23 protein-coding genes are annotated in these 22,621 nt (G+C 29.4%); 1 reads left to right on the top strand and 22 read right to left on the bottom strand.

Annotation, left to right across the window (positions count from 1 at the left end; genetic code table 11):
• Window positions 1–6: 6 nt before the first annotated feature.
• The 5 genes from coaD to Q0Y03_RS06990 form a co-directional block, all read right to left on the bottom strand.
• The gene (coaD, locus tag Q0Y03_RS07010; protein ID WP_297713134.1) at window positions 7–483 is read right to left on the bottom strand and encodes a pantetheine-phosphate adenylyltransferase; all 477 of its coding nucleotides are present in this window, start codon (window positions 481–483) and stop codon (window positions 7–9) included.
• Window positions 484–498: 15 nt separating this feature from the next.
• On the bottom strand, window positions 499–1,056 hold the full coding sequence (gene rsmD, locus Q0Y03_RS07005) for a 16S rRNA (guanine(966)-N(2))-methyltransferase RsmD (protein WP_297713133.1): 558 nt from the start codon (window positions 1,054–1,056) through the stop codon (window positions 499–501).
• 147 nt (window positions 1,057–1,203) lie between these two features.
• Window positions 1,204–3,234: an ATP-dependent DNA helicase RecG gene (gene recG / locus Q0Y03_RS07000; protein WP_297713132.1), complete on the bottom strand. Its 2,031-nt coding sequence runs from the start codon at window positions 3,232–3,234 to the stop codon at window positions 1,204–1,206.
• Between the two features lie 99 nt (window positions 3,235–3,333).
• Window positions 3,334–4,980 carry a DAK2 domain-containing protein gene (locus Q0Y03_RS06995; protein WP_297713131.1) on the bottom strand — a complete coding sequence of 549 codons (1,647 nt, stop codon included), beginning with the start codon at window positions 4,978–4,980 and terminating at the stop codon, window positions 3,334–3,336.
• Window positions 4,981–4,991: 11 nt separating this feature from the next.
• Window positions 4,992–5,342, bottom strand: coding sequence for an Asp23/Gls24 family envelope stress response protein (locus tag Q0Y03_RS06990; RefSeq protein WP_297713130.1), 351 nt, complete (start codon window positions 5,340–5,342; stop codon window positions 4,992–4,994).
• A gap of 219 nt (window positions 5,343–5,561) precedes the next feature.
• Here Q0Y03_RS06990 and rpmB point away from each other — a divergent pair, with 219 nt between their 5' ends.
• The gene (gene rpmB / locus Q0Y03_RS06985; RefSeq protein ID WP_005213497.1) at window positions 5,562–5,753 is read left to right on the top strand and encodes a 50S ribosomal protein L28; all 192 of its coding nucleotides are present in this window, start codon (window positions 5,562–5,564) and stop codon (window positions 5,751–5,753) included.
• A gap of 325 nt (window positions 5,754–6,078) precedes the next feature.
• Here rpmB and Q0Y03_RS06980 read toward each other — a convergent pair whose 3' ends face one another.
• From Q0Y03_RS06980 to Q0Y03_RS06900, 17 genes are all read right to left on the bottom strand, one after another.
• Window positions 6,079–6,717 carry a thiamine diphosphokinase gene (locus Q0Y03_RS06980; protein ID WP_297713129.1) on the bottom strand — a complete coding sequence of 213 codons (639 nt, stop codon included), beginning with the start codon at window positions 6,715–6,717 and terminating at the stop codon, window positions 6,079–6,081.
• A 2-nt stretch (window positions 6,718–6,719) separates the two neighbouring features.
• The gene (rpe, locus tag Q0Y03_RS06975; RefSeq protein ID WP_297713128.1) at window positions 6,720–7,367 is read right to left on the bottom strand and encodes a ribulose-phosphate 3-epimerase; all 648 of its coding nucleotides are present in this window, start codon (window positions 7,365–7,367) and stop codon (window positions 6,720–6,722) included.
• The gene (gene rsgA, locus Q0Y03_RS06970) at window positions 7,367–8,230 is read right to left on the bottom strand and encodes a ribosome small subunit-dependent GTPase A (protein WP_297713127.1); all 864 of its coding nucleotides are present in this window, start codon (window positions 8,228–8,230) and stop codon (window positions 7,367–7,369) included. Before rsgA ends, rpe begins: the two co-directional genes overlap by 1 nt.
• 118 nt (window positions 8,231–8,348) lie before the next feature.
• Window positions 8,349–10,445 (bottom strand): Stk1 family PASTA domain-containing Ser/Thr kinase, encoded by a 2,097-nt coding sequence (gene pknB, locus Q0Y03_RS06965; RefSeq protein ID WP_297713126.1) that lies wholly within the window; start codon window positions 10,443–10,445, stop codon window positions 8,349–8,351.
• A gap of 2 nt (window positions 10,446–10,447) precedes the next feature.
• Window positions 10,448–11,164 (bottom strand): Stp1/IreP family PP2C-type Ser/Thr phosphatase, encoded by a 717-nt coding sequence (locus Q0Y03_RS06960; RefSeq protein ID WP_297713125.1) that lies wholly within the window; start codon window positions 11,162–11,164, stop codon window positions 10,448–10,450.
• 14 nt (window positions 11,165–11,178) lie between these two features.
• Window positions 11,179–12,210 carry a 23S rRNA (adenine(2503)-C(2))-methyltransferase RlmN gene (gene rlmN, locus Q0Y03_RS06955; RefSeq protein WP_297713124.1) on the bottom strand — a complete coding sequence of 344 codons (1,032 nt, stop codon included), beginning with the start codon at window positions 12,208–12,210 and terminating at the stop codon, window positions 11,179–11,181.
• 11 nt (window positions 12,211–12,221) lie between these two features.
• Window positions 12,222–13,535: a 16S rRNA (cytosine(967)-C(5))-methyltransferase RsmB gene (rsmB, locus tag Q0Y03_RS06950; protein ID WP_297713123.1), complete on the bottom strand. Its 1,314-nt coding sequence runs from the start codon at window positions 13,533–13,535 to the stop codon at window positions 12,222–12,224.
• Window positions 13,536–13,545: 10 nt separating this feature from the next.
• Complete coding sequence (locus tag Q0Y03_RS06945; RefSeq protein WP_297713122.1) at window positions 13,546–14,241, bottom strand: zinc metallopeptidase; 696 nt, start codon at window positions 14,239–14,241, stop codon at window positions 13,546–13,548.
• A gap of 18 nt (window positions 14,242–14,259) precedes the next feature.
• The gene (fmt, locus tag Q0Y03_RS06940; protein ID WP_297713121.1) at window positions 14,260–15,186 is read right to left on the bottom strand and encodes a methionyl-tRNA formyltransferase; all 927 of its coding nucleotides are present in this window, start codon (window positions 15,184–15,186) and stop codon (window positions 14,260–14,262) included.
• A 13-nt stretch (window positions 15,187–15,199) separates the two neighbouring features.
• Window positions 15,200–15,643, bottom strand: coding sequence for a peptide deformylase (def, locus tag Q0Y03_RS06935; protein ID WP_294139587.1), 444 nt, complete (start codon window positions 15,641–15,643; stop codon window positions 15,200–15,202).
• Window positions 15,644–15,654: 11 nt separating this feature from the next.
• A complete protein-coding gene (gene priA / locus Q0Y03_RS06930) occupies window positions 15,655–17,862 on the bottom strand; it encodes a primosomal protein N' (RefSeq protein WP_297713120.1) in 2,208 nt (735 codons plus the stop codon).
• 120 nt (window positions 17,863–17,982) lie between these two features.
• Window positions 17,983–19,173, bottom strand: a complete 1,191-nt coding sequence (coaBC, locus tag Q0Y03_RS06925) for a bifunctional phosphopantothenoylcysteine decarboxylase/phosphopantothenate--cysteine ligase CoaBC (RefSeq protein ID WP_297713119.1) — start codon at window positions 19,171–19,173, stop codon at window positions 17,983–17,985.
• Between the two features lie 2 nt (window positions 19,174–19,175).
• Window positions 19,176–19,394 carry a DNA-directed RNA polymerase subunit omega gene (gene rpoZ / locus Q0Y03_RS06920; protein ID WP_297713118.1) on the bottom strand — a complete coding sequence of 73 codons (219 nt, stop codon included), beginning with the start codon at window positions 19,392–19,394 and terminating at the stop codon, window positions 19,176–19,178.
• On the bottom strand, window positions 19,375–20,010 hold the full coding sequence (gmk, locus tag Q0Y03_RS06915) for a guanylate kinase (RefSeq protein ID WP_297713117.1): 636 nt from the start codon (window positions 20,008–20,010) through the stop codon (window positions 19,375–19,377). Before gmk ends, rpoZ begins: the two co-directional genes overlap by 20 nt.
• Window positions 20,010–20,279, bottom strand: coding sequence for an extracellular matrix/biofilm regulator RemA (remA, locus tag Q0Y03_RS06910; protein WP_066893902.1), 270 nt, complete (start codon window positions 20,277–20,279; stop codon window positions 20,010–20,012). The genes gmk and remA overlap by 1 nt, the downstream gene beginning before the upstream one ends.
• Before the next feature lie 13 nt (window positions 20,280–20,292).
• Window positions 20,293–21,174, bottom strand: a complete 882-nt coding sequence (locus Q0Y03_RS06905; protein ID WP_297713116.1) for a YicC/YloC family endoribonuclease — start codon at window positions 21,172–21,174, stop codon at window positions 20,293–20,295.
• A 156-nt stretch (window positions 21,175–21,330) separates the two neighbouring features.
• Complete coding sequence (locus tag Q0Y03_RS06900; protein ID WP_297713115.1) at window positions 21,331–22,299, bottom strand: asparaginase; 969 nt, start codon at window positions 22,297–22,299, stop codon at window positions 21,331–21,333.
• Window positions 22,300–22,621 lie beyond the last annotated feature (322 nt).

The raw sequence follows: 22,621 nt of genomic DNA, 5'->3' as shown, positions 1-22,621 counted from the left end.
GTTTTATCACTTAATCTTTTTAATAACATCATCAATTATTTCATCTGGAACTAATCCTTTAATATCTCCTCCAAATTTAGCAACTTGCTTAACTGACGAAGAACTTAAAAAAGAATTAGCTGCTGATGTAGTCATAAATAAGGTCTCAACCTCTGAGTCTAACTGTGAATTCATTAATGCCATTTGAAACTCATACTCAAAGTCTGATACAGCCCTTAACCCTTTTAATATGACTTTTGCATTATTTCTTTTAGCCAATTCTACCAAAAGCCCATTAAAACTCACAACCTCAACATTTTCTAAATGGGATGTCACTCTTTTTATAAGCTCTACTCTCTCTTCAATAGAAAATAATCCTACCTTATCAATATTTACTAAAACACCAACTATAAGCTTATCAAAAATCTTTGACCCTCTTGTAATTATATCTAAATGTCCATTAGTAATAGGATCAAAGCTACCTGGATAAATTGCAACTCTCATAATTTTCTCCCTAAGTTATTCTCCTATATATTTATAGTAACAAACAGTTGTATTACCATATTTTTTACTTTTAAATAGCTTTATATCTTCATATCCATCATAAATTTCTTCTATTGAATCTATTTTAGTTATTATTATACCATCTTCAGCTAGCATATTATTTTCCTTAACAATTTTAATCGCTTCTGGAATCATTTCTTTACAATAAGGTGGGTCTATAAAAATAACATCCATAACCTTACCTTTCTTAGCTAAACTTCTAAGAACTTCATATGAATCCATGTTTAAAGGAAAACAATAATCTTCGAATTTTAAATTTTTTATGTTTTCTTTTAATAAAGGAAAAGTTACAGCACTCTTATCAACTAAATATACTTCCTTAGCTCCTCTACTTGCTGCTTCTAACCCCAGACTACCTGTTCCAGCAAATACATCAATTACTACTGCATCTAATAAATAGTTTTGTATTGTACTAAACATAGCTTCTTTAACTCTATCTAGAGTTGGTCTAGTTTCCATGGTTGCTGGAGGTATTAACTTACGTCCTCTTGCTTTTCCTGCTATAATCCTCATTTAATTTCCTCCTTTGTCATTAACATTATAATTCTAACATATAATTAATTTATTAACAATTTTTTTATTATTTTTATAGATGAAACTCATATTCATTTCATTCATAGGAGTAAGTTCATTTAACTAAATTAAAATTTTGGAATTCGATTAATTAAAACAAATATATTTACTCCATCTTTCTAAAGAATTTTTCACTTCATTACAAAACTTAACTTTTTCTTTGTCATCTGAATCTAACAATATTTTTGCTTCACTTTTAGCACATCTTAATATGTTCATATCATCATATATATTAGCTAAAATAAATTCTTCATCTCCGCTTTGTCTTCTTCCAAACATCTCACCTGATCCTCTTAACTTTAAATCTTCTTCAGATATATAAAATCCATCAGTTGAACTAGTCATAATTTCCATTCTCTTTTTAGTATTTTCAGTTTTTGCTTTAGCAATTAATATACAGTAGGATTCATAGCTTCCTCTTCCAACTCTTCCTCTTAACTGATGTAACTGTGCTAAACCAAATCTTTCTGCATTTTCAATTATCATAACAGATGCATTAGGAACATTAACCCCAACCTCTATTACAGTAGTTGAAATTATAGCCTTTGTTTCATTTTTCTTAAATCTACCTATAATCTCATCCTTTTCCTTTGGCTTCATTTTTCCATGTAAAATTTCTATAGGTATTCCTCTAAATACACCATCACTTAATTCATTATATAATTTTTCAACAGAATTTAGCTTCATATCCTCATCTTCTTCAATAAGTGGACATACTATATAAACTTGACGCCCTTTACCTATCTCCCCTAAAGCTAAATCATAAGCAGAAAATCTTTCACTTTCATTAAAAAATCTTGTATCAACCGGTTTTCTTCCTGGAGGTAATTGGTCTATAGCTGATATATCTAAATCTGAATATACATACAATGCTAAGGTTCTTGGAATTGGAGTTGCTGTCATTACCATAACATCTGGACGTCTTCCTTTATTTATAAGTCTACTTCTTTGTTCTACTCCAAACCTATGTTGCTCATCAGTAATAACCAATCCTAGATTTTTAAAATCTACATCTTCTTGAATTAAAGCATGAGTTCCTATTACTATTACAGGTTCCTCTGTAGTAATAAGTTCTTTTATACGTCTCTTCTCCTTTAAAGATGTGCTTCCTGTTAATAACTCAATATGTATATTAAAAGGCTCTAGTAATTTTTTAGCCTCTAAATAATGCTGATTTGCTAATATTTCGGTAGGAACCATCAAAGTTGCTTGATATCCATTTTTAATAACATTAAACATAGCAATTAGTGCAACTACTGTCTTTCCACTTCCAACATCACCTTGAACCAATCTGTTCATCGGCCATGGACTTTTTTGATCTCTTAAAATTTCTCTTACCACTCTTGTTTGTGCATCTGTTAAGCTATATGGCAATGCAGCCTTTAAATCTTTTAATTCTTCTACTAACTTAAACTCTATTCCATTCTTAGTTCTTAGATTCTTTTTAAGCATTAATAATTTCATAGAGTAGGTAAATAACTCTTGAAACTTTAATCTATTTATAGATAATTCAAGTTCTCTTTTCCCTGTTGGAAAATGAATATTTTTTATAGCAAAATCTAAGTTAATCATTTTATATTTTTCTAATAAGTATTGGGGCAAATTATCCTTTATAGTTATTTGTTCCAAACAATTACCTATAAGCTTTATTAATATTTTATCTGTTAAATCTCCTTTTAAACTATATTTAGGAACTATTTCATTTTCCTTAGCTAATTTAACTCCTATTATAGGATTAATAACCTCAAGTCTATTTGTAACTCTTTTAAATTTTCCCATTAAATCATAACTTTGCCCAATTCTAAATGTATTTTTTATAAATCCTTGATTAAACCATTTACCTAGTACTAAATTTCCTAAATAATTAAATCTTATAGTAGTTAATGTTTTTCCTGTTTTAGTTCTAACATCTCTATCTATACCAACACATACACAAGTTAACACCTGTTTATCCTCTTCATCTATTTCATTAAAGGAAATATTACTTCTTAAAAATTCATAATCTCTCGGAAAATATAAAAGTAAATCTAAAACAGTAAATATTCCACATCTATTTAGTTTTTCTAATAATTTAGGTCCAACACCCTTTAGATATTTTACATCTTGTGATATATCCATGTTACTTCTCCTAGCCTTTAAATAATAAGTATAATTTTATAATATTACATAAAAAAATAAAGCACAAGAAATTAAACTTCCTTGTGCCTCTAAAAACAACTATTCTACAGCCATTATAAAGTAGTATAAAGGTTGATCTCCTTTGTAGAATTGAACATCACACTCTTCATACTTTTCTTCTAATTTTTCTGTAAACTCTTCTATTTTACTTTCATCTACATCTTTACCATAGAATATAGTTATAAGTTCACTATCTTCATCAATCATAGACTCTAAAACTTCTTCTGCTACTTGGAAGTAATCTTCTCCAACCTTATTGATTTTTCCTTCAATAAGACCAAGCATATTACCTTCCTTAATTTCTATTCCATCCATTTCAGTATCTCTAACCGCATAAGTTACAGAGCCTGTCTTAACAAGTTCTAATGCTTCCATTAAAGCAGCTTCATTTTCATCAACTTCATGATCTGCATTAAACATAGTTATACAAGTAATACCTTGAGGAATACTCTTAGTTGGTATAACTCTAACATCTTTATCAGATATTTCTGCAGCTTGAGTAGCAGCCATAATTATATTCTTATTGTTAGGTAAAATAAATATGTGGTCAGCATTTAATTTAGATATACATTCCATCATATCTTGAGTTGATGGGTTCATTGTCTGACCACCTTCAATTACGTAGTCAACACCTAAATCCTTAAGAACATGAGTTATTCCTTCTCCCATAGCTACTGAAACAAATGCATATTTCTTCTTTTCTACAGATACTTCAGCTTCTACTTCTTCAGTTTGAGCTTTATCATATTCTTCTTTTGACATTAAAACTTCTCTATGCTCTTCTCTCATATTATCTATTTTAATTTTAGATAATTCACCAACAGCTACAGCTTTAGATAATACTAATCCTGGATCATTAGTATGAATATGTACTTTTATTACATCATCATACCCAACAACAATCATAGAATCACCAAGAGGTTCAATCTCATCTTGGAATGCTTTAGCTTTAGAAGCATCTCCTAATATTATAAATTCTGTACAGTATCCAAATTTAATATCTATATCTTCTATAGCTTGAGCGCTTGCTCCTGTTGAAGCTTTAGCAGATATATCTTTTATTTCTGCTTTTATTCCATCTTTTAATGCATCATACATTCCTTGTAATATAATATATAATCCCATACCACCTGAATCTACAACCTTAGCCTTTTTAAGTGCTGGTAAAAGATCTGGAGTTTTATCTAACATTATCTTTGCTTCAACTACTATTTCATTTAATAGTTCTACTATATCAGTTTTATTACTTTTTATGGCAGCTTCTGAAGCAGCTCTAATAACTGAAAGTATAGTGCCTTCCGTTGGTTTCATTACAGCTTTGTAAGCTGCCTTACTTCCTTCTACAAAAGCATTTGCAAATTCGACACTATCAACGCTTGTTTTTCCTTCTAATCCTTTAGAAATACCTCTAAGTATTTGAGATAAGATAACACCTGAGTTACCTCTTGCTCCCATTAAAGCACCTTTTGCTAATTTCTTGGAAGTTTCTCCAATTGATTCTGAATTTAAATTTTCTATTTCTTTTACAGCAGCCTTAAAAGTCATAGACATATTAGTTCCTGTGTCTCCATCTGGCACAGGAAAAACATTTAAAGCGTTAACGAAATCACTTTCCTCCAATAATCTATTACTAGCATTAACAACCATATTATAAAAATCATGGCCGTTTATTCTGTCATATTTCATCCTGTTACCTCCTAGACTCTTACCGCTTGAACATTAACTGTAACTGAAGCAACCTTTAGTCCAGTATAATTTTCAACACTATAACGCACCTTTTGAATTATATTATTAGCTATTACAGAAATTTTAGTTCCGTATTCAACCATTATTGATAATTCTATTATTAATTTATCTTCATCATTAAATTTTAATTTAACACCCTTACTTAAATTCTCAATTCTCATTAGCTCCCATAAACCTTCAGTAGCATTTTTAGAAACCATACCAACAACACCATAACACTCCATTGTTGATAATCCTACTATTTTCCCTAATACTTCTTCAGAGTAATTTATACTTCCAAGGTCATTTAAATATCCTACCATAGAAAATCCTCCTTTTTTATCTTTCCATATAGATTATTGTATATTAGTTACTATATTAATTCAAGTAAATTTATCCTATTCATTAGCCATTTAATAAAATAATATAAATTTTTTTAATATTTTTTTCAAATATCCTTGCATTTTTGATATGAACTATGTTAAAATCTATTTTGTCCTATTGAAGAGAAATTATCTTCAAACATAAGGAGGTGTTTTCAAGTGGCAAGAAGATGCGAAGTTTGTAATAAAGGTGTAGTATCTGGAACTCAATACTCACACTCACATCGTCAATCTAAGAGAACTTGGGCTCCTAACATAAAGAGAGTAAAGGCTTTAGTTAACGGAACACCAAAAACTGTTCACGTTTGTACAAGATGCCTTAGATCTGGTAAGGTTGAAAGAGCAATATAAGTTCAAATAGAAAAAGCAATTGATTGATTCAATTGCTTTTTTTATTATTAACATTTAATAATATATAAATTAAAGGTATACTATCCTTAATAGCATCTGCTATTTTTCTCCTATGTACTTATTTTTTCCTAGTAAAAAATTTAATTATAGATGATAAAAACTTTGGTAATTTAATAGCAACAATTTTCAAAATTAATCCCCCCATTCATTTCTATTCTTTGAATAATTTTAAATTTAAAATAAAAACACCACTCCTTACTATACATATTATGCAAGCAACTGCTAAGTGGTGATTACTTTTTTAAAATTTTTTTATTTTTTTATTTTAATCCTTTGAATATATTACCAAAATACTACCATTAGAAATTTCCAAACTTATTTCATCTGTTAAGAACTCATTAGATACAGTTCTAGAATCTCCAATTTCTAAAGTATATTTATCTAAATTATATTTAGCACCTTTTATACTAAATTCTTCTACTGTACTATTATATGCTAAAAAGGATATATATTTATATTCATTCTCTCTTTTAACAACAGTATTTTTATTAATTAAAAACATTTTATTTCTATCATCAACTATTTCTGAATATATTCCTGCATTTAAAGCTTTTAATAATAAACCTAAGTTACCTAATGCATGGTCAAACCTTTGTCCTGTAGCTCCTAAAAAAGTAATTCTTTTTACACTCTTAGAAATTGCTAATTCAAAAGCCTCCTCGGAATCAGTAAAATTTTTCTCACATTGATATTGATGTTTAACCACACCTTGTCTAACCATTTCATCTATAACCTCTAAATTAGAAGAATCAAAATCTCCCACAATATAATTCGGTTTTACTTTGGTCTTAAAAAGATAGTCACAGCCTTTATCTACTCCTACCACTAATTCACATTGTTCTGAATAATACTTTATAATTTTATCTTTAGGTTTAACTCCTCCAGCTACTATTAAACAATTCATTACTACCCTCTTAAAGCTTTTATATTTTCTGCTATATTTCCATCACCAAAAACAGCAGATCCTGCTACTATAACATTTGCACCAGCTTGGATAACATCTTTAACATTATTTTTATCTACTCCACCATCAACTTGAATTAAAATATTAAGATTATTAGCCTTTATTGCCATTTCCTTAACTTCTTTAATTTTATCTAGTGAATATGGAATAAATTTCTGTCCGCCAAATCCCGGATTCACAGACATTATTAAAACCATGTCCAAACTTGCAATTATATCTTTTAAAACAATTGTTGGTGTAGCTGGATTTAATGCAACTGCAGCCTTAACACCTTTTGATTTAATATATTGTATAGCTCTATCTAAGTGTCTTTCTGCTTCATAATGTAAAGTTATTATATCTGCTCCTGCTGCTATAAATTCATCAATATATCTTTGGGGATTATTTATCATTAAATGTACATCAAATACTTTATCTGTTTTTCCTCTTATAGCTTTTATTACAGGCATTCCAAATGTAATATTAGGTACAAATTCTCCATCCATTACATCAATATGAATGAAATCCGCTCCTGCATCATGTAGCTTTTCTACTTCCTCTCCTAATTTTGAAAAATCTGCTGATAATATAGACGGTGCTATTTTAACCATTAATACTTCCTCCCATTATTTATTTCTTCTAAAGTTCTTATATAAAATTCATATCTAAATTTATTGATTTCTCCCTCTTCAACTGCAGTTTTAACAGCACAACTAGGTTCTTTATGATGTAAGCAACCTCTAAATTTGCATTGATTATTATATTCTTCAAACTCTGGGAAACAATATTTCAAATCATCTTTTTCAATAAAAGTTACTTCTAACGTTGAAAAACCTGGGGTATCAACTATGTATCCATCTTCTACATCAATAAGTTCACTATGTCTGGTAGTATGTCTACCTCTTCCTATTTTATCAGAAACTTCACCTGTTTCCATATGATATTTTTCTGTTAGTGTATTAATTAATGTTGATTTCCCGGCTCCTGATGGTCCACATAAAACTGTTACATTGCCATTTAATCTCTTTTTTAATAATTCTACACCTAACCCCTTTTTAGCATTAATAAATAATACTTCATATCCAATATCATTTATTTTACTTTTAACAAATTCCTTTTCTTCATCTGATACTAAATCAACCTTATTTAAACACACTATTGCTTTAATATTATTGTGTTCACATAATACTAAAAATCTATTTAGTAAATCATAATTAATATCTGGATTCTTTATAGCAAAAACAACAAATGCTTGCGTTACATTAGCTACTGTAGGTCTAATAAGTTCAGACGTTCTTTCATGAATATCACAAATAACTCCTTTACCATTATCAATTAATATCTCTACATCATCTCCAACAAGAGGTTTCATATCTCTATGTCTAAATTTCCCTCTCGCTTTACATTCAATTAATCCATCAGTAGTTTTTACATAATAAAATCCACCAATTCCTTTGATTATTTTTCCTTTCATAGTACCTCCAAACTTTTTACTCTTCATATTTATAATAAACACTATTTTAAAATAAATGCAATATTTTCTTTTAGAAACTAAAAAAATAAGATTGCTTAAAATTAAGCAATCTTATTTTTTAGTTCTTTGTTGTATCATTTCCTTTATCTACATTAACATTTGTATTTGCAGCTTCTCCATTATTTGTATTTTGATCTGAATTTGAATCTGTATTTGTTTTATCATCTTCACCTTCATCTGGATCAGTGGTTTGAGTTTTTTCAACTTGAATCTTAACAGTTTCACCTTGCTTTATTTTATTTGTAAAGCCTTTTACAGTATATAAACTCATGTCACTTTCAGGTGGTGTTCCACCAGATATACTATATGATATTCCTGCTGTATTTAAAGAATTAATTGCATCTACTAACGACATACCAACACTTAAATACTGACTGATATCTATATTACTAGGCGCTGTATATTTTCCATAAGTTAAAGTAATTTCATTACCTTCAGAAATTTTACTACCACTTTTAATAGATTGTTTTAATACAACTCCATTTTCAGATTCATTATCAGTTGCTTGCTCTTGAAGTATAACTGTTAATCCTAAAGCTTCTAAGTCACTCTTTGCACTATCTACATTTTGACCTAAATAATTAGATACTGATACAAGCTTAACTTCTGGTCCTTTGCTTATAGTAAGTTCAATTATTGTTCCCTTTGTAACTTCTGTATCTCTTTCTGGATACTGGCTTATTAAATATCCTGATTTAATATTTTCACTATATTGTTCAGTAATATTCCACTCTAAACCTTTTTGAGTTAATAAGTCTTTTATATAATTTATTTCATAATCTCTTAAATCAGGAACCTTTATTTTAGCTATACCACCAGAAACTTTAACCTCTATAGTATCTCCTTTTTTAGCTTCTGTATTTCCTATAGGATTCATTTCTAATATTGTATTTTCTTCTTTATCACTTTCAACAGTTTCTATAACCTTAATATTTAAACCTAACTTTTCTAACTCTTTTTTAGCATTATCAAACGTCATACCAACTATATTAGGAACTGTAACCTTATTGCTACTTACTCCACTTCCACTTAATAACCCTGAGCCAAATGCTATTCCACTTAATAATGCAATTATCATAACTATAACTCCAAGAATTATCATAGTTTTATTATTTCGCTTACTTTTCTTTGATTTATTTTTTGATCCAAAGAAATCATCATCTTCATCCTCATCATCTTCTTCATAATCATTTTCGAAATCAGATTTAGAATATAAATTTTTGTTCGGTGTTACACTTGCATCTTTATTTACAATATTTTCAGTTCTAATAGGCTCCATCACTATAGTTCTACCATCATCATAATTAACTCTAGCACCAATAGGAGTATTAGGATTTTCTTTTATCTTTTGTAAATCATTTATCAATTCTCTACAATTTTGATATCTATTTACACTTTCTTTACTTATAGCCTTCATTATTAAATTATTTAGACTATCTGGTATAGAAGCATTATATTTTTTAGGTTCAATAGGTTCTGACTGAATATGCTTTAAAGCAATTGTAACTGGAGATTCACCATCAAAGGGAAGTAATCCTGTTACCATTTCATATAAAACTATTCCTAAAGAATAAATATCTGATCTTAAATCAATAAATGTACCTTTAGCTTGCTCTGGTGATAAATAATGTGCAGATCCCATTATTGTTGTTGTATTAGTTATGGTTGCTGATGTTGAACTTTTAGCTATCCCAAAATCAGTAACCTTTACTAATCCATTTTCAGTAACTAATATATTTTGGGGCTTTACATCTCTATGAATAATATTATTTCTATGAGCACATTCTAAAGCTTTTGCTATTTGAATTCCTATGCTAATGGCAACTGTATAATTTAGTTTCCCGTTTTCAACTATTAGATCTTTTAATGTCTTGCCATCAACATATTCCATAACAAAATAGTTTATATTTCCTTCTTCCTCATGCCCAACATCTAATACATTAACTATATTTGCATCTGAAAAATTTGCTACAGCTGTTGCTTCTTTTTTAAATTTATCTGAAATATCTTTATTATTGGCAAATTCTACTTTTAGAATTTTTACAGCTACTAGTCTACTTAACTTATTATCTCTAGCTTTGTAGACTATAGCCATCCCACCTTCACCTATTTTTTCTATCAGTTCATATCTATTTCCTAATACTTCACCGATCATCTCTACACCTCTCCTCCAAATAGCAAGACCGTAATATTATCTCTTCCCCCTCGATTCTTTGCTAATAAAACTAACTTGTCACAGGCAGTATTGTAGTCATTAATATCATTTATTTCCCTTAATATTTCTTCTTCTAAAACCTCATTAGATAATCCATCTGTACATAACAAATACTTATCATAAGTGTTAATATCCTTTTTAAATATATCAATCTTAACAACATTATTGGTTCCTAAGGCTCTAGTAATAACATTTTTTTTAGGATGATTTCTTCCCTCTTCTTCAGTTATACTTCCAGAATCTATAAGTTCTTGGACTAAAGAATGATCTTTTGTAATTTTAATGATATCACTACCAGTAATACCAAAACAACTACTATCTCCAACATTAGCAACAATAATATTATCTTCATACACTAAGGCAGCAACTAAAGTAGTTCCCATACCTTTATACTCCAAACCACATCTTGCTTTATCATATATTTTCTCATTTGCAAAAAGTATGGCATTTTCAAGTACACTACTACCTTCATTTTTATAATTTTCTTTAACATATGCTTTAACAGAATTTACAGCCATTTCGCTAGCTACTTCTCCAGCATTATGACCTCCCATACCATCAGCTACAACATATAACTTATACCCTTCTTCTTCAATGTACCCAGCATAATCCTCATTTAAATTTCTAACTATACCTACATCACTTTTTATACCCACCATTTCTCTTCTCCCCTTTATTTTTGAGTGTCTAGATAACTTCTTCTTAATTGCCCACAAGCAGCATTAATGTCTGTTCCCATTTCTCTTCTAACAGTAACTTCAATACCTTGCGATTTTAATATTTCTTCAAAACCTTCTATAGTCTTTCTCGATGGTCTTTTCAATTCATTTTCTTTGATTTCATTAACTGGAATTAAATTAACATGACAACTCATATTTTTTAATAGTTTTGCTAAAGACTTAGCATCTTCTTTTCCATCATTAACTCCAGATACTAGCGAATATTCATATGTAATTCTACGCCCTGTTTTATCCATATAGTATCTACAAGCTTCTAATATTTCATTAATACTATATTTATTAGCTATAGGCATTATTGTTTTTCTTTTCTCATCACTAAATGCATGTAATGAAATTGCTAATGTAATACTTAAACTTAAATCTGCTAATTCTTTTATTTTAGGTACTATCCCACATGTAGATAATGTTATATGTCTTTGACCTATATTTAATCCATATTCAGCATTTGCCAAATTTAAGAATTTAACTACATTGTCATAGTTATCTAATGGTTCTCCACTTCCCATTAAAACAACATTTGAAATTCTTTCTCCTAAGAATTTTTGTGCCACCATTATTTCTGAAAGTATTTCACCAGCACTTAAATTTCTTATTCTACCTCCGATTGTAGAGGCGCAAAATTTGCACCCCATTCTACAACCTACTTGAGTAGATACACAAATTGAATTTCCATGTTTATATTTCATAAGAACACATTCTATTAAATTATTATCTTTCATTGATAATAACATCTTTTTAGTGTCATCTACATTAGATTCATATACTTCTACAACTTTAGGAATTTCAATAGTGAAATTCTCCTTTAACTTTTCTTTCAAAGAACCTGGTATATTCTTCATATCTTCAAAGTTCCATACCTCTTTATAAATCCAGGAGAAAACTTGCTTTGCTCTAAAAGCACTTTCACCATTTTCCTTCATCCAATTTTGTAATTCTTCTAATGTAAAATCTAAAATATTATACATTTGTTCACCTACTACTTTTTAGAAATCTTAGCAATATAGAATCCATCCATATATTCATTTGGTAATATTGTTAAAGAACCATCATTGTTATAAATGAAATTATCCATATTTCCTAAGTATATCTTTTCTACTTTTGCATCTTTATATTTATTTAAAAACCATTCTACATTATCTTGATTTTCTTCAGTATTTAATGTACAAGTTGAATAAATCATAGTTCCACCATTCTTTAAATACGCCCAAGCATTTTCCATTATTTCCCTTTGCGTTGGTACTAAATCCTTAAGGGCTTTTCTTGATTTATTCCACTTAATTTCTGGTTTTTTTCTTATTATACCAAGTCCTGAACAAGGTACGTCTATCAATACTTTATCAGCACATGCTACATATTTAGAGTTTAGCTTTGTTGCATCCATAGCCTCTACTTCTACATTATTTAAACCTAATCTCTCTAAATTTTCATTAATTAAAGATAGCTTATTTTCATGTAAATCAAAAGAGTATACCTTTCCTTCATTTTCTAATAATTCAGCTATGTGAGTTGTTTTCCCACCAGGTGCAGCACAAAGATCTAAAGCAACATCTCCAGGATTTAAATCTAAAAGTGGTGATACAAGCATTGCACTTTCATCTTGAACTGTGATTAATCCTTCTCTAAATAGCTCGTTATTTTCGATAGAGCTTCCACCTTTTATTATTATAGCTTCAGGACAAGCATATCCTTCTTCTACATCGTATCCCATTTCTTCAAGTCTTTCAAAGACTTCATCATATTCGCCTTTGCTTGCATTAACTCTAACTGTCACCTTAGGTGTTGCATTTAAGCCAGCTAAAATCTTTCTTCCATTTTCTTCTCCATATTGCTTATATATCATTCTTATAAACCATGGCTCATAAGAATATTGATATACTAATCTATCAATTTTATCTTTTACATCCATATCATCAGGATTTTTAGTGTAACTTCTTAATATTCCATTAACTAATTTTGAATCTTGAACTGAAATTTGCTTTGCTAGTTCAACAGCCTCATTACAAGCTGCAAACTCTGGAACCTTATCTAAAAAGTGCATTTGATATATAGCCATTCTTAATATGTTTAATACTCTTTCATCCATTAAAGATATATCCTTAATATAATTAGAAATTATCATATCTAATGTTTTCTTTCTTCTTATAGTTCCATAAACAAGTTCTGTTACTAAAGCTCTATCTTTTTCATTTAAATCAGATTCATTTAATTCATTAGATAAAACTAAATTAGAATACGCTCCTTCAATTAAAACTCTGTTAATTATATTTAATGCTACTTCTCTACTATTCATACGCTACCTCTTAATCATTATTTCTATTGCTAATTGCAATTAATCTTATTAATTGTGAAATTGACATTAATGCCGCTGCTACATAGGTCATTGCTGCCGCACTTAATACACTTTTTGCCCCACTAACTTCATTACCATATAGTATATTTCTACTTTCTAATATATTTAATGCTCTTCTTGAAGCATTAAATTCTACCGGCAATGTTATTATTTGATAAATTACTGCTACTGTAAAAAATATAATTCCGATATTTGTTAGTAGTGGAATACTAAAAAGTAAACCTATCATAAATATAATAATTGATGCCTGGCTGCTAAAATTAACAGCTGAAGCTATAGATGTTCTCAATACTAAAGGCTTATATGCTTCTTTATGCTGTATTGCATGACCTACTTCATGAGCTGCTATTCCCGCTGATGCTATACTTGCTCCATGATATATATCACTAGATAATCTTACAACTCTACTTCTTGGATCATAGTGGTCTGTTAACTCTCCTCTGATTTCAACTACAGGCACATCATAAAGTCCTGCTGCATCAAGCATCATTCGTGCAACTTTTTCTCCTGTATATCCATTCATAGCCCTTATGGTTCTATACTTTCTATATGTTCCACTTACCTTTGATTGTGCCCAAAATGCAATTATTATTGCAGGTAGCAACAAAATCATAGTTCTGTCAAAATAAAATCCTGTATAAAACATAAAACTTCCCCTTTCATATTATACCAATTTACAACCAACCTCAATATCTTTACCATTTATATATTGTTCAATAGTTAATGGCTTTCCATTAGGGAATTGAACTTTTTTAACAAGTAAAACACCTTCATTACAACTAACTTTCATACCTGTTTTGTTAACACTTAATATAGTTCCAGGTTCTTTATTACTATTTTCATTTAAAACCTCAGATTCATATATCTTCATATTATCATCCTTATATGTAGTATGTGCAATTGGCCATGGGTTAAGACCTCTAATTAAATTATGTATTTCTATAGCGCTCTTATCCCAATATATTTTACCAGTATTTTTAGAAAGCATTTTTGCATAACAAGTTTCACCTTCTTGTTTTATACCTTTTATAGTATCCTTAGCAACACCTTCAATTGTTTCTATTAAAAGATTTCCACCTCTAACCATTAATATATCATGTAACTCTCCAGCTGTCATGTTTTCAGTTATTTCTACCTCATCTTTTAATAACATATCACCAGTATCTAATCCAACATCCATAAGCATAGTTGTATTACCTGATTTTTTCTCTCCATTAATTACAACCCAATTAAGTGGAGCTGCACCTCTATACATAGGAAGCAGTGATGCATGTAAATTTATACAACCATACTTAGGAATATCTAAAACCTCTTTAGTTAATATTTGCCCAAAAGCAACTACTATTATAAAATCTGGCTTAATATCCTTTAGATATTCTATAGCCTCTCTATCATCCTTTAATTTTTCTGGCTGAAACACTTTTATATCATGTTTTATAGCTACTTCTTTTACTGGAGAAAAGGCCATCTTTTTACCTCTTCCTTTAGGTCTATCAGGCTGCGTAAAAACAGCCTCCACTCCATACTTTTCTATTAAAGCTTCTAATGATGGAACAGCAAAATCAGGAGTTCCCATAAATACAATTTTCATTTATAAATACCTCCTACTTTACAAGATCTACATATAAAACACCATTTAAATGATCATTTTCATGTAATATAGCTCTTGCTAATAATCCTTCTCCCTCTAAAATAAACTCTTCACCCTTTTCATTTAGCGCCTTAACCTTTACATAATTAGGTCTTTCTACTTCACTAAACTCTCCAGGTACACTTAAGCATCCCTCTTCTCCACATTGAGTTCCACTAGTTTCTAAAATTTCTGGATTAATAAATACCATTGTTCCATTTTCATCATCAATATCTATAACAAATATTCTCTTAAGTATTCCAACTTGTGGTGCAGCTAATCCAACACCATTTGCTTCAAACATAGTATCTACCATATCATTAATAAGAGTTATTTCTCTCTTAGTTATCTCAGTAACCTCTTTACACTTCTTTCTTAAAACATCGTCTCCCTTAGTTCTAATAGTTCTAATTGCCATTTTATCTCCTCCTAGAATAAATTATTTGGATTTATATCCATACTTATTCGTATATCATTATATACGTTCTTGTTCTCATCATAAAGTAGTTCTTTAATTTTTTTAGCAAATTCTGATTTAAATTCACCTTTTATCACAATTTGCCATCTATAATTTTCTTTAACCTTAGATACTAAACATGGTATCGGTCCTAAAACATCAACCTCTAATTCCTTTTCAGCTAGTGATTTTATCATATTAAATATTTTATGCATAAAGTTTTTCAATAACTCCTCTTTTTTTGATATACCATTTATTAATAATATCTTACAAAAAGGTGGATATTTCATTAATGCTCTAACTGTAAATTCCTTCTCATAAAACCCTTCATAATCATAATTAACAGCATATTCTAAACTATAATGTTCTGGAGTATATGTTTGTATTACTACTTTACCTTGATTTTCTCCACGCCCTGCTCTTCCTGCAACTTGAGTAATTATCTGAAAAGTTCTTTCTGCTGCCCTATAGTCCGGTATGTTTATAGACATATCCGCTGCTAATATACCTACAAGAGTAACATTTTTAAAATCAAGACCTTTTGAAATCATTTGAGTTCCTATAAGAATGTCAGCTTTCCCATCTTTAAATGTATTATAAATCTTTTCATAAGAGTCTTTACCTCTTGTAGTATCAACATCCATTCTTAAAACTCTAACATCCTTAAAATATTTTTTTACTTCTTCCTCAACTCTTTGAGTTCCTGCCCCAAAAAACTTAACATATTTACTATCACATTTTGGACACTTTTGAGGCGCTCTTTTGGTTTTTCCACAATAATGACAAACAAGCAGCCCACTTCTATGATATGTCATAGAAATATCACATTCCTCACACTTAAATACATATCCACAACTTCTACAGGATACAAAAGTAGAAAATCCCCTTCTATTTAAGAATAATATTATCTGCTCTCCCTTAGAAAGTTTTTCTTGCATATCTCTAAAAAGTTCTCTACTAAATAAAGATATATTTCCACTTCTTAATTCATTTCTCATATCAACAATATTCATAGGAGGCATAGCTTTACCATCAACTCTTGAATTTAGCTCTAATAAATCCAACTCACCTATTAAAGCTCTATAATAGGTTTCTATAGTTGGGGTAGCTGATCCTAAAACTACCTTACACCCTTTTTGCTCACTTAAAAACTCTGCAACTTCTTTAGTTTGATATTTAGGATTTTGATCTGATTTATATGTATTTTCATGTTCCTCATCAATGATAATAAGACCCAGTTTTTTTGCAGGTAAAAAAATAGCACTTCTTGCTCCCACTACAAGTTTAGCTTTACCTTCCTTTACTCTAAACCATTCATCAAATCTTTCTCCATCAGATAACTTACTGTGAAACAAGGCAACATTTCTTCCGAATCTCCCCTTAAATCTCTCAATCATTTGAGGGGTTAGTGATATTTCTGGAACTAGAACAATGGCAGATTGATTTTTCTCTAAAGCTTCTTCAACCATTCTCATATATACTTCTGTTTTCCCTGAACCAGTAACACCTTTAAGTAAAAATAAATTATTATCAGAACTATTATATTCATCAAGAACATATTTTTGCTCAAATGTTAACTCTTTTTCATAATCTATATTGTAAGTTCTATTATTATACCTAAAAACAGTCTCTTCTTCTACTACTAATAAGCCTTTTTCTATTAATTTATTTAATTTATATTGAGATATTGAATTAGCATTAATAAGCTCACTTTTTGTATATTTACCTGAATTTTCTTTTAAAAAGTTAATAATTTCTACATATCCTTCTGGTTTTTGTATACAACTTAAATCATCACTTTTAAATACTATTACCTTTTTACTTTTACTTTTAGCACCTTTCATAATTCCAACAGGAATAAGCAATCTAAATGCATCAATGTATTTACACAAGTACTTTTCTCTTAAAAAATTAATAAGATTAATATCATCTTCATCTATAATAGGCTCATCTGTTATTATTGAAGAAATTTTTTTAACTCTAAAACTTATGTTAACTTCATTTTCTTCCTTTATTGAAAGCACAAAACCTTCTGATGTTTTATTGCCCATTCCAAATGGAACCTTTACTATTTGTCCTACCTGAACTTTTTCTTCAAGCTCTACTGGAATCTTATATGTAAAAGGTCTATCAATTTCTAGTGCTTCTGAATTTAATATTATTTCAGCATATAAATTCAATTTATCACCCTCACTCCACATTAATTGCTATACATAAAGTTAACAATTAAATTTAAACTCATAAGAGTTCATTGAATAATTACATTTTCTTAACATTCTTGTATATAAAGAAAAGCGCAATTAGCGCTTTTCTAAAATCATGTCAAATATATTACTTGCAACTTCTTTTTTACTCATTTTTTCTAGCTCTAACCTTTCATTATTTTTTGAAATAATAACTACTTTATTGTCTTCACTACCAAAACCAGTATCAGAAGATGTAATATCATTTGCAACTATAAAATCTAAATTCTTGTTTTTTAGTTTTTTCTCTGCATTCTTTAACACATCATTACTTTCTGCTGCAAATCCAACTAAAATTTGATGAGTTTTTATATCTCCTAAAGATTTTAATATATCATTATCTCTAGTTAAGCAAATATTTAAATCACCCTCACCCTTTTTGATTTTTTCTTTGCTATATTCTTTAGGCTTATAATCAGCAACAGCTGCTGATTTAATAACTATATCTGCCCATTCAAAGTTGTTAAAAATTTCATTTTTCATTTCTTCATTAGTTTTTATGTTTATTATTCTTACGTTCTTTGGTGGATTTAAGTTTGTAGGTCCTGAAACTAAAATAACTTCTGCACCTCTATCTCTAGCTTCTTCGGCTATAGCATAACCCATTTTCCCTGTTGATCTATTAGTCAAATATCTTACAGGATCAATAGGGGCAATAGTTGGTCCAGCGCTTACAAGTACCTTCTTCCCCTTTAAATCTTGTTCTTTATCACTTAACTCTGCTAATACTCTTTCTACAATTGTATTAACATCTGCAAGTTTTCCAATACCAATATCTCCACATGCTAATCTTCCACTAGCTGGTTCAATAAATTCATATCCATAACCTTTTAACTTTTCTATGTTTCCTTGAACTATTCTATTTTGATACATGTTAGTATTCATAGCTGGCGCAAATATTACCTTAGCCTTAGCTGCTGCCATTATAGTTGTAGATAACATATCATCTGCTATGCCATTTGCAACTTTTCCTATTATATTTGCTGTTGCTGGAGCTATTAACATTAAATCAGCCTTTTGAGCTAATGATATATGTTGAATTTCCCAAGCCTTTGGTTCTGCAAACATATCAGTAACAACCATGTTTTGACTAATAGATTGGAATGTTAATGGATTTACAAACTTAGATGCGCTTTCAGTCATGATAACATGAACTTCTATATCCTTTTTTCTTAAAGCGCTAATAACATCTAATGCCTTATAAACTGCAATCCCTCCAGTAACGCCAATAACAACACATTTACTCATGATTACTTTATACCTTCATTATTTTTATGATAACTAATTAATCCTTCATTAACCTCATTAATTGCCATTGTTAATGGTTTCTTTGAAGGATTTGATGTTAATGGTTCATTTCCGTCTATTATTTGTCTTGCTCTTCTTGATGTCACTATAACTAGTGAATATCTGTCTTCTACCTTTTTTAATAAGTCCACCACTGATGGATTAATCATAGAGTTGTTCATGAATTAAGCCCTCCTTAGAATCTAATATTGTATCCTTTATTCTATCTACTCTACATTTTTCTGCGGCAATTATTCCTTCTATTTTATTAACTGCCGTCTCAACTTCATCATTAACTACTGCATAATTATATTTAGAAACATAATTTATTTCTTGATATGCATTTTTAAATCTTGTCATTAATGACTTTTCTGTTTCACTACCTCTTTTAATTATTCTTTGTTTTAATTCTTCCATTGATGGAGGTAGTATAAATATAAATACTCCTTCGCTGAAGTTTTCTTTAACTTTTAAAGCACCTTGAATATCTATTTCTAAAATAACATTCTTACCTTCAGCTAACATTTCTTCTACTTTGAACTTTGGAGTTCCGTACATATTTCCATGTACTTCAGCGTACTCTAAAAAATCATTACTTTCTACTCTAGAAATAAAATCTTCTTTAGTTAAGAAGTGATAATTTATACCATCTACTTCTCCTGCTCTTGGACTTCTTGTTGTTGCAGAAACAGAAATAAATAAGTCATCACGCTTTTCTAAAAGTGCCTTACATATTGTTCCTTTTCCTGCTCCTGAAGGACCGGAAATTACAATTAATAGTCCTCTATTATTTTTCATTACTCATCAACCTCATCTACAGTTTCATCTTTAACTACTAATCTATGTGCAACAGTTTCTGGTTGAACTGCTGATAATATAACATGATCACTATCAGTTATTATAACTGCTCTTGTTCTTCTTCCATAAGTTGCATCAATAAGCATACCTCTATCTCTAGCTTCTTGGATTATTCTTTTAATCGGCGCTGATTCTGGACTAACTATTGCAACAAGTCTATTAGCTGAAACTATATTACCAAAACCAATGTTTATCAATTTTATTCCCATTACTATCCTCCTACTATTCTATGTTTTGTACTTGCTCTCTTATCTTCTCAAGTATATTTTTTATATCAATAACTATATTAGTCATTTGGATATCACTAGATTTTGAACCAATCGTGTTAGTTTCTCTATTCATTTCTTGAACTATAAAATCAAGCTTTCTACCTATTGGATCATTTAAATTTAATGTTTCCCTAACTTGGTTGATGTGACTTCTAAGTCTTATTATTTCTTCATCTATAGTTGCTTTATCTGCTAACATGCAAACTTCCATAGCAATTCTACTTTCATCTATATCAACATTTCCTAATAGCTCTTTTACTCTTTCTTCAAGCTTTACTTTAAAAGCTTTTGGGATAGTATCTGCAAATTCTTCAACTTTTGAAACTAACTCTTCTATAACAGAAGTTTTAAATAAAATATCTTCTTTTAACTTATTACCTTCAACTTCTCTCATTCCTATCATCATATCTAAAGAGTCACTTATAAGTGGTTTAAGTTCTTTCCAAACCTCTTCAATTTTATCCTCTTCTTCAACTACAGTAATAACTTCTGGAAATCTTGCAATTTGCATTACTGAAACATCATTTTTTACACCTAATTTTGTTTCTATTTCCTTAAGGCACTCTAAATATCCTTGAGCTAAGTTAATATCAACCTTTGGAGTTCCACTACCATCATTGTAATTCTTTAAATTAATAAATACATCAACTTTTCCTCTATTAAGTGAATTACTTATCATTTTTCTAATTTCTTCTTCTAAAGAAATTAAAGTTTTAGGCATTCTAATATTTATATCTAAATATCTGCTATTTACGCTTTTCATTTCAACAGTAAAAACTCTTTTTTCGCCTTCTTCACTGCTACTTCTTCCAAAGCTAGTCATGCTCCTTATCATATTATTCTCCTTACCTTATATGGATTATTAACTCTAATTTATATATATTAAATAAATTTCTTTTGCTATATCATAGTTTATAACCTTATTAGATTTACTGTCAATGTTTTGTTCACAAATTGTTAATATTTATTTTGTTATGTTATATTCCTACTATTAGAATTGTTTCTTAATTTCTTCTTTACTTATTGTACTATTTATTGCTAAAGCTAATTTTATTCTTGCCTTTTGCCCTGGAAGAGTATCTCCAAAAATTACCCCTAAATCTTTAAGCATCTTACCTCCACCTTCATAACCATAAGATTCATGAACTCTTCCTTCAAAACATCTAGAAACTACAACTACAGGTATTCCTTTATTTAAAGCTGATTTTATTCCATCTACCATTTTAGGAGGAACATTTCCTCTTCCTAATGCTTCAATAACGATTCCTCCATATCCCTTATCTATTACAAAATCAATAAATGAAGAATCCATATCTACAACACATTTTATTAATGCAACATCACTTTTTATTTCTTCTACATCATATTTTTCAGTACTTTTAGTTTCTCTGTAGAACATAACTTTATTATTATCAACTATTCCAATTGGCCCAAAATTAGGAGTTCTAAAAGCATTCAAAGCCATAGAATTTGCTTTTGTAACTTCTGATGCTGAATTTAACTCACCATTAAAGCAAACAAGCACTCCTCTTTTCTTTGCATCATCTGAAATAGCAGTACAAATTGATGCTGCTAAATTTGATGGTCCATCATAACCTAATTCTGATCCACTTCTCATAGCTCCAGTAATTACAACTGGCTTTTCACTTTTTATAGTTAAATCTAAAAGATATGCAGTTTCTTCTAAAGTATCAGTTCCATGAGTTATTACAACTCCATCAATATCATCTCTATCTAATAATTTTTTAGTAAATTTACTTAACTCTATCATAGTTTTAAAAGTCATATGTGGTGATGGAAGGCTTGAAAAACTATATGATTCTATATCTGCAAATTCCTCTATTCCTGTAACCATTGACATTATTTCTTCTCCAGTCAAAGTTGGTACAGCAGCTTTTATTCTTTCATCTACCTTCATTGATATTGTTCCACCATTAAATACTACTGCTATTTTCTTCATTTTTCTCCTCCAGTTTTTTATATTCCTCATCTACTATATCAATATTACTAAATTGTTCGTTAGAGCTTGAATGCCGTGATGACGAAAATTAATGATATTACTTCCAGGAATTGTGTAATTTTCGTTAAGAATTTATATTGTTTTTTCCAGAAAAAGAGCTAAAGCTTCGAAAGTCATTTCATTCCCTCAGCTTCTTAACGCTCTTTTTCTTCCAAAAACAATTAAATTCTAAAACTTAATTACAATATTCCTTCCAAAATATCATTAATTTTTCTTTATCACTGGCTTTAAAGCTAAAAGATACAATCTCCTACGCAATCAC

It is taken from the genome of Clostridium sp., from assembly GCF_026168755.1.
Taxonomy (GTDB): domain Bacteria; phylum Bacillota; class Clostridia; order Clostridiales; family Clostridiaceae; genus Clostridium.
This window is presented reverse-complemented; position numbering and strand designations above follow the sequence as displayed.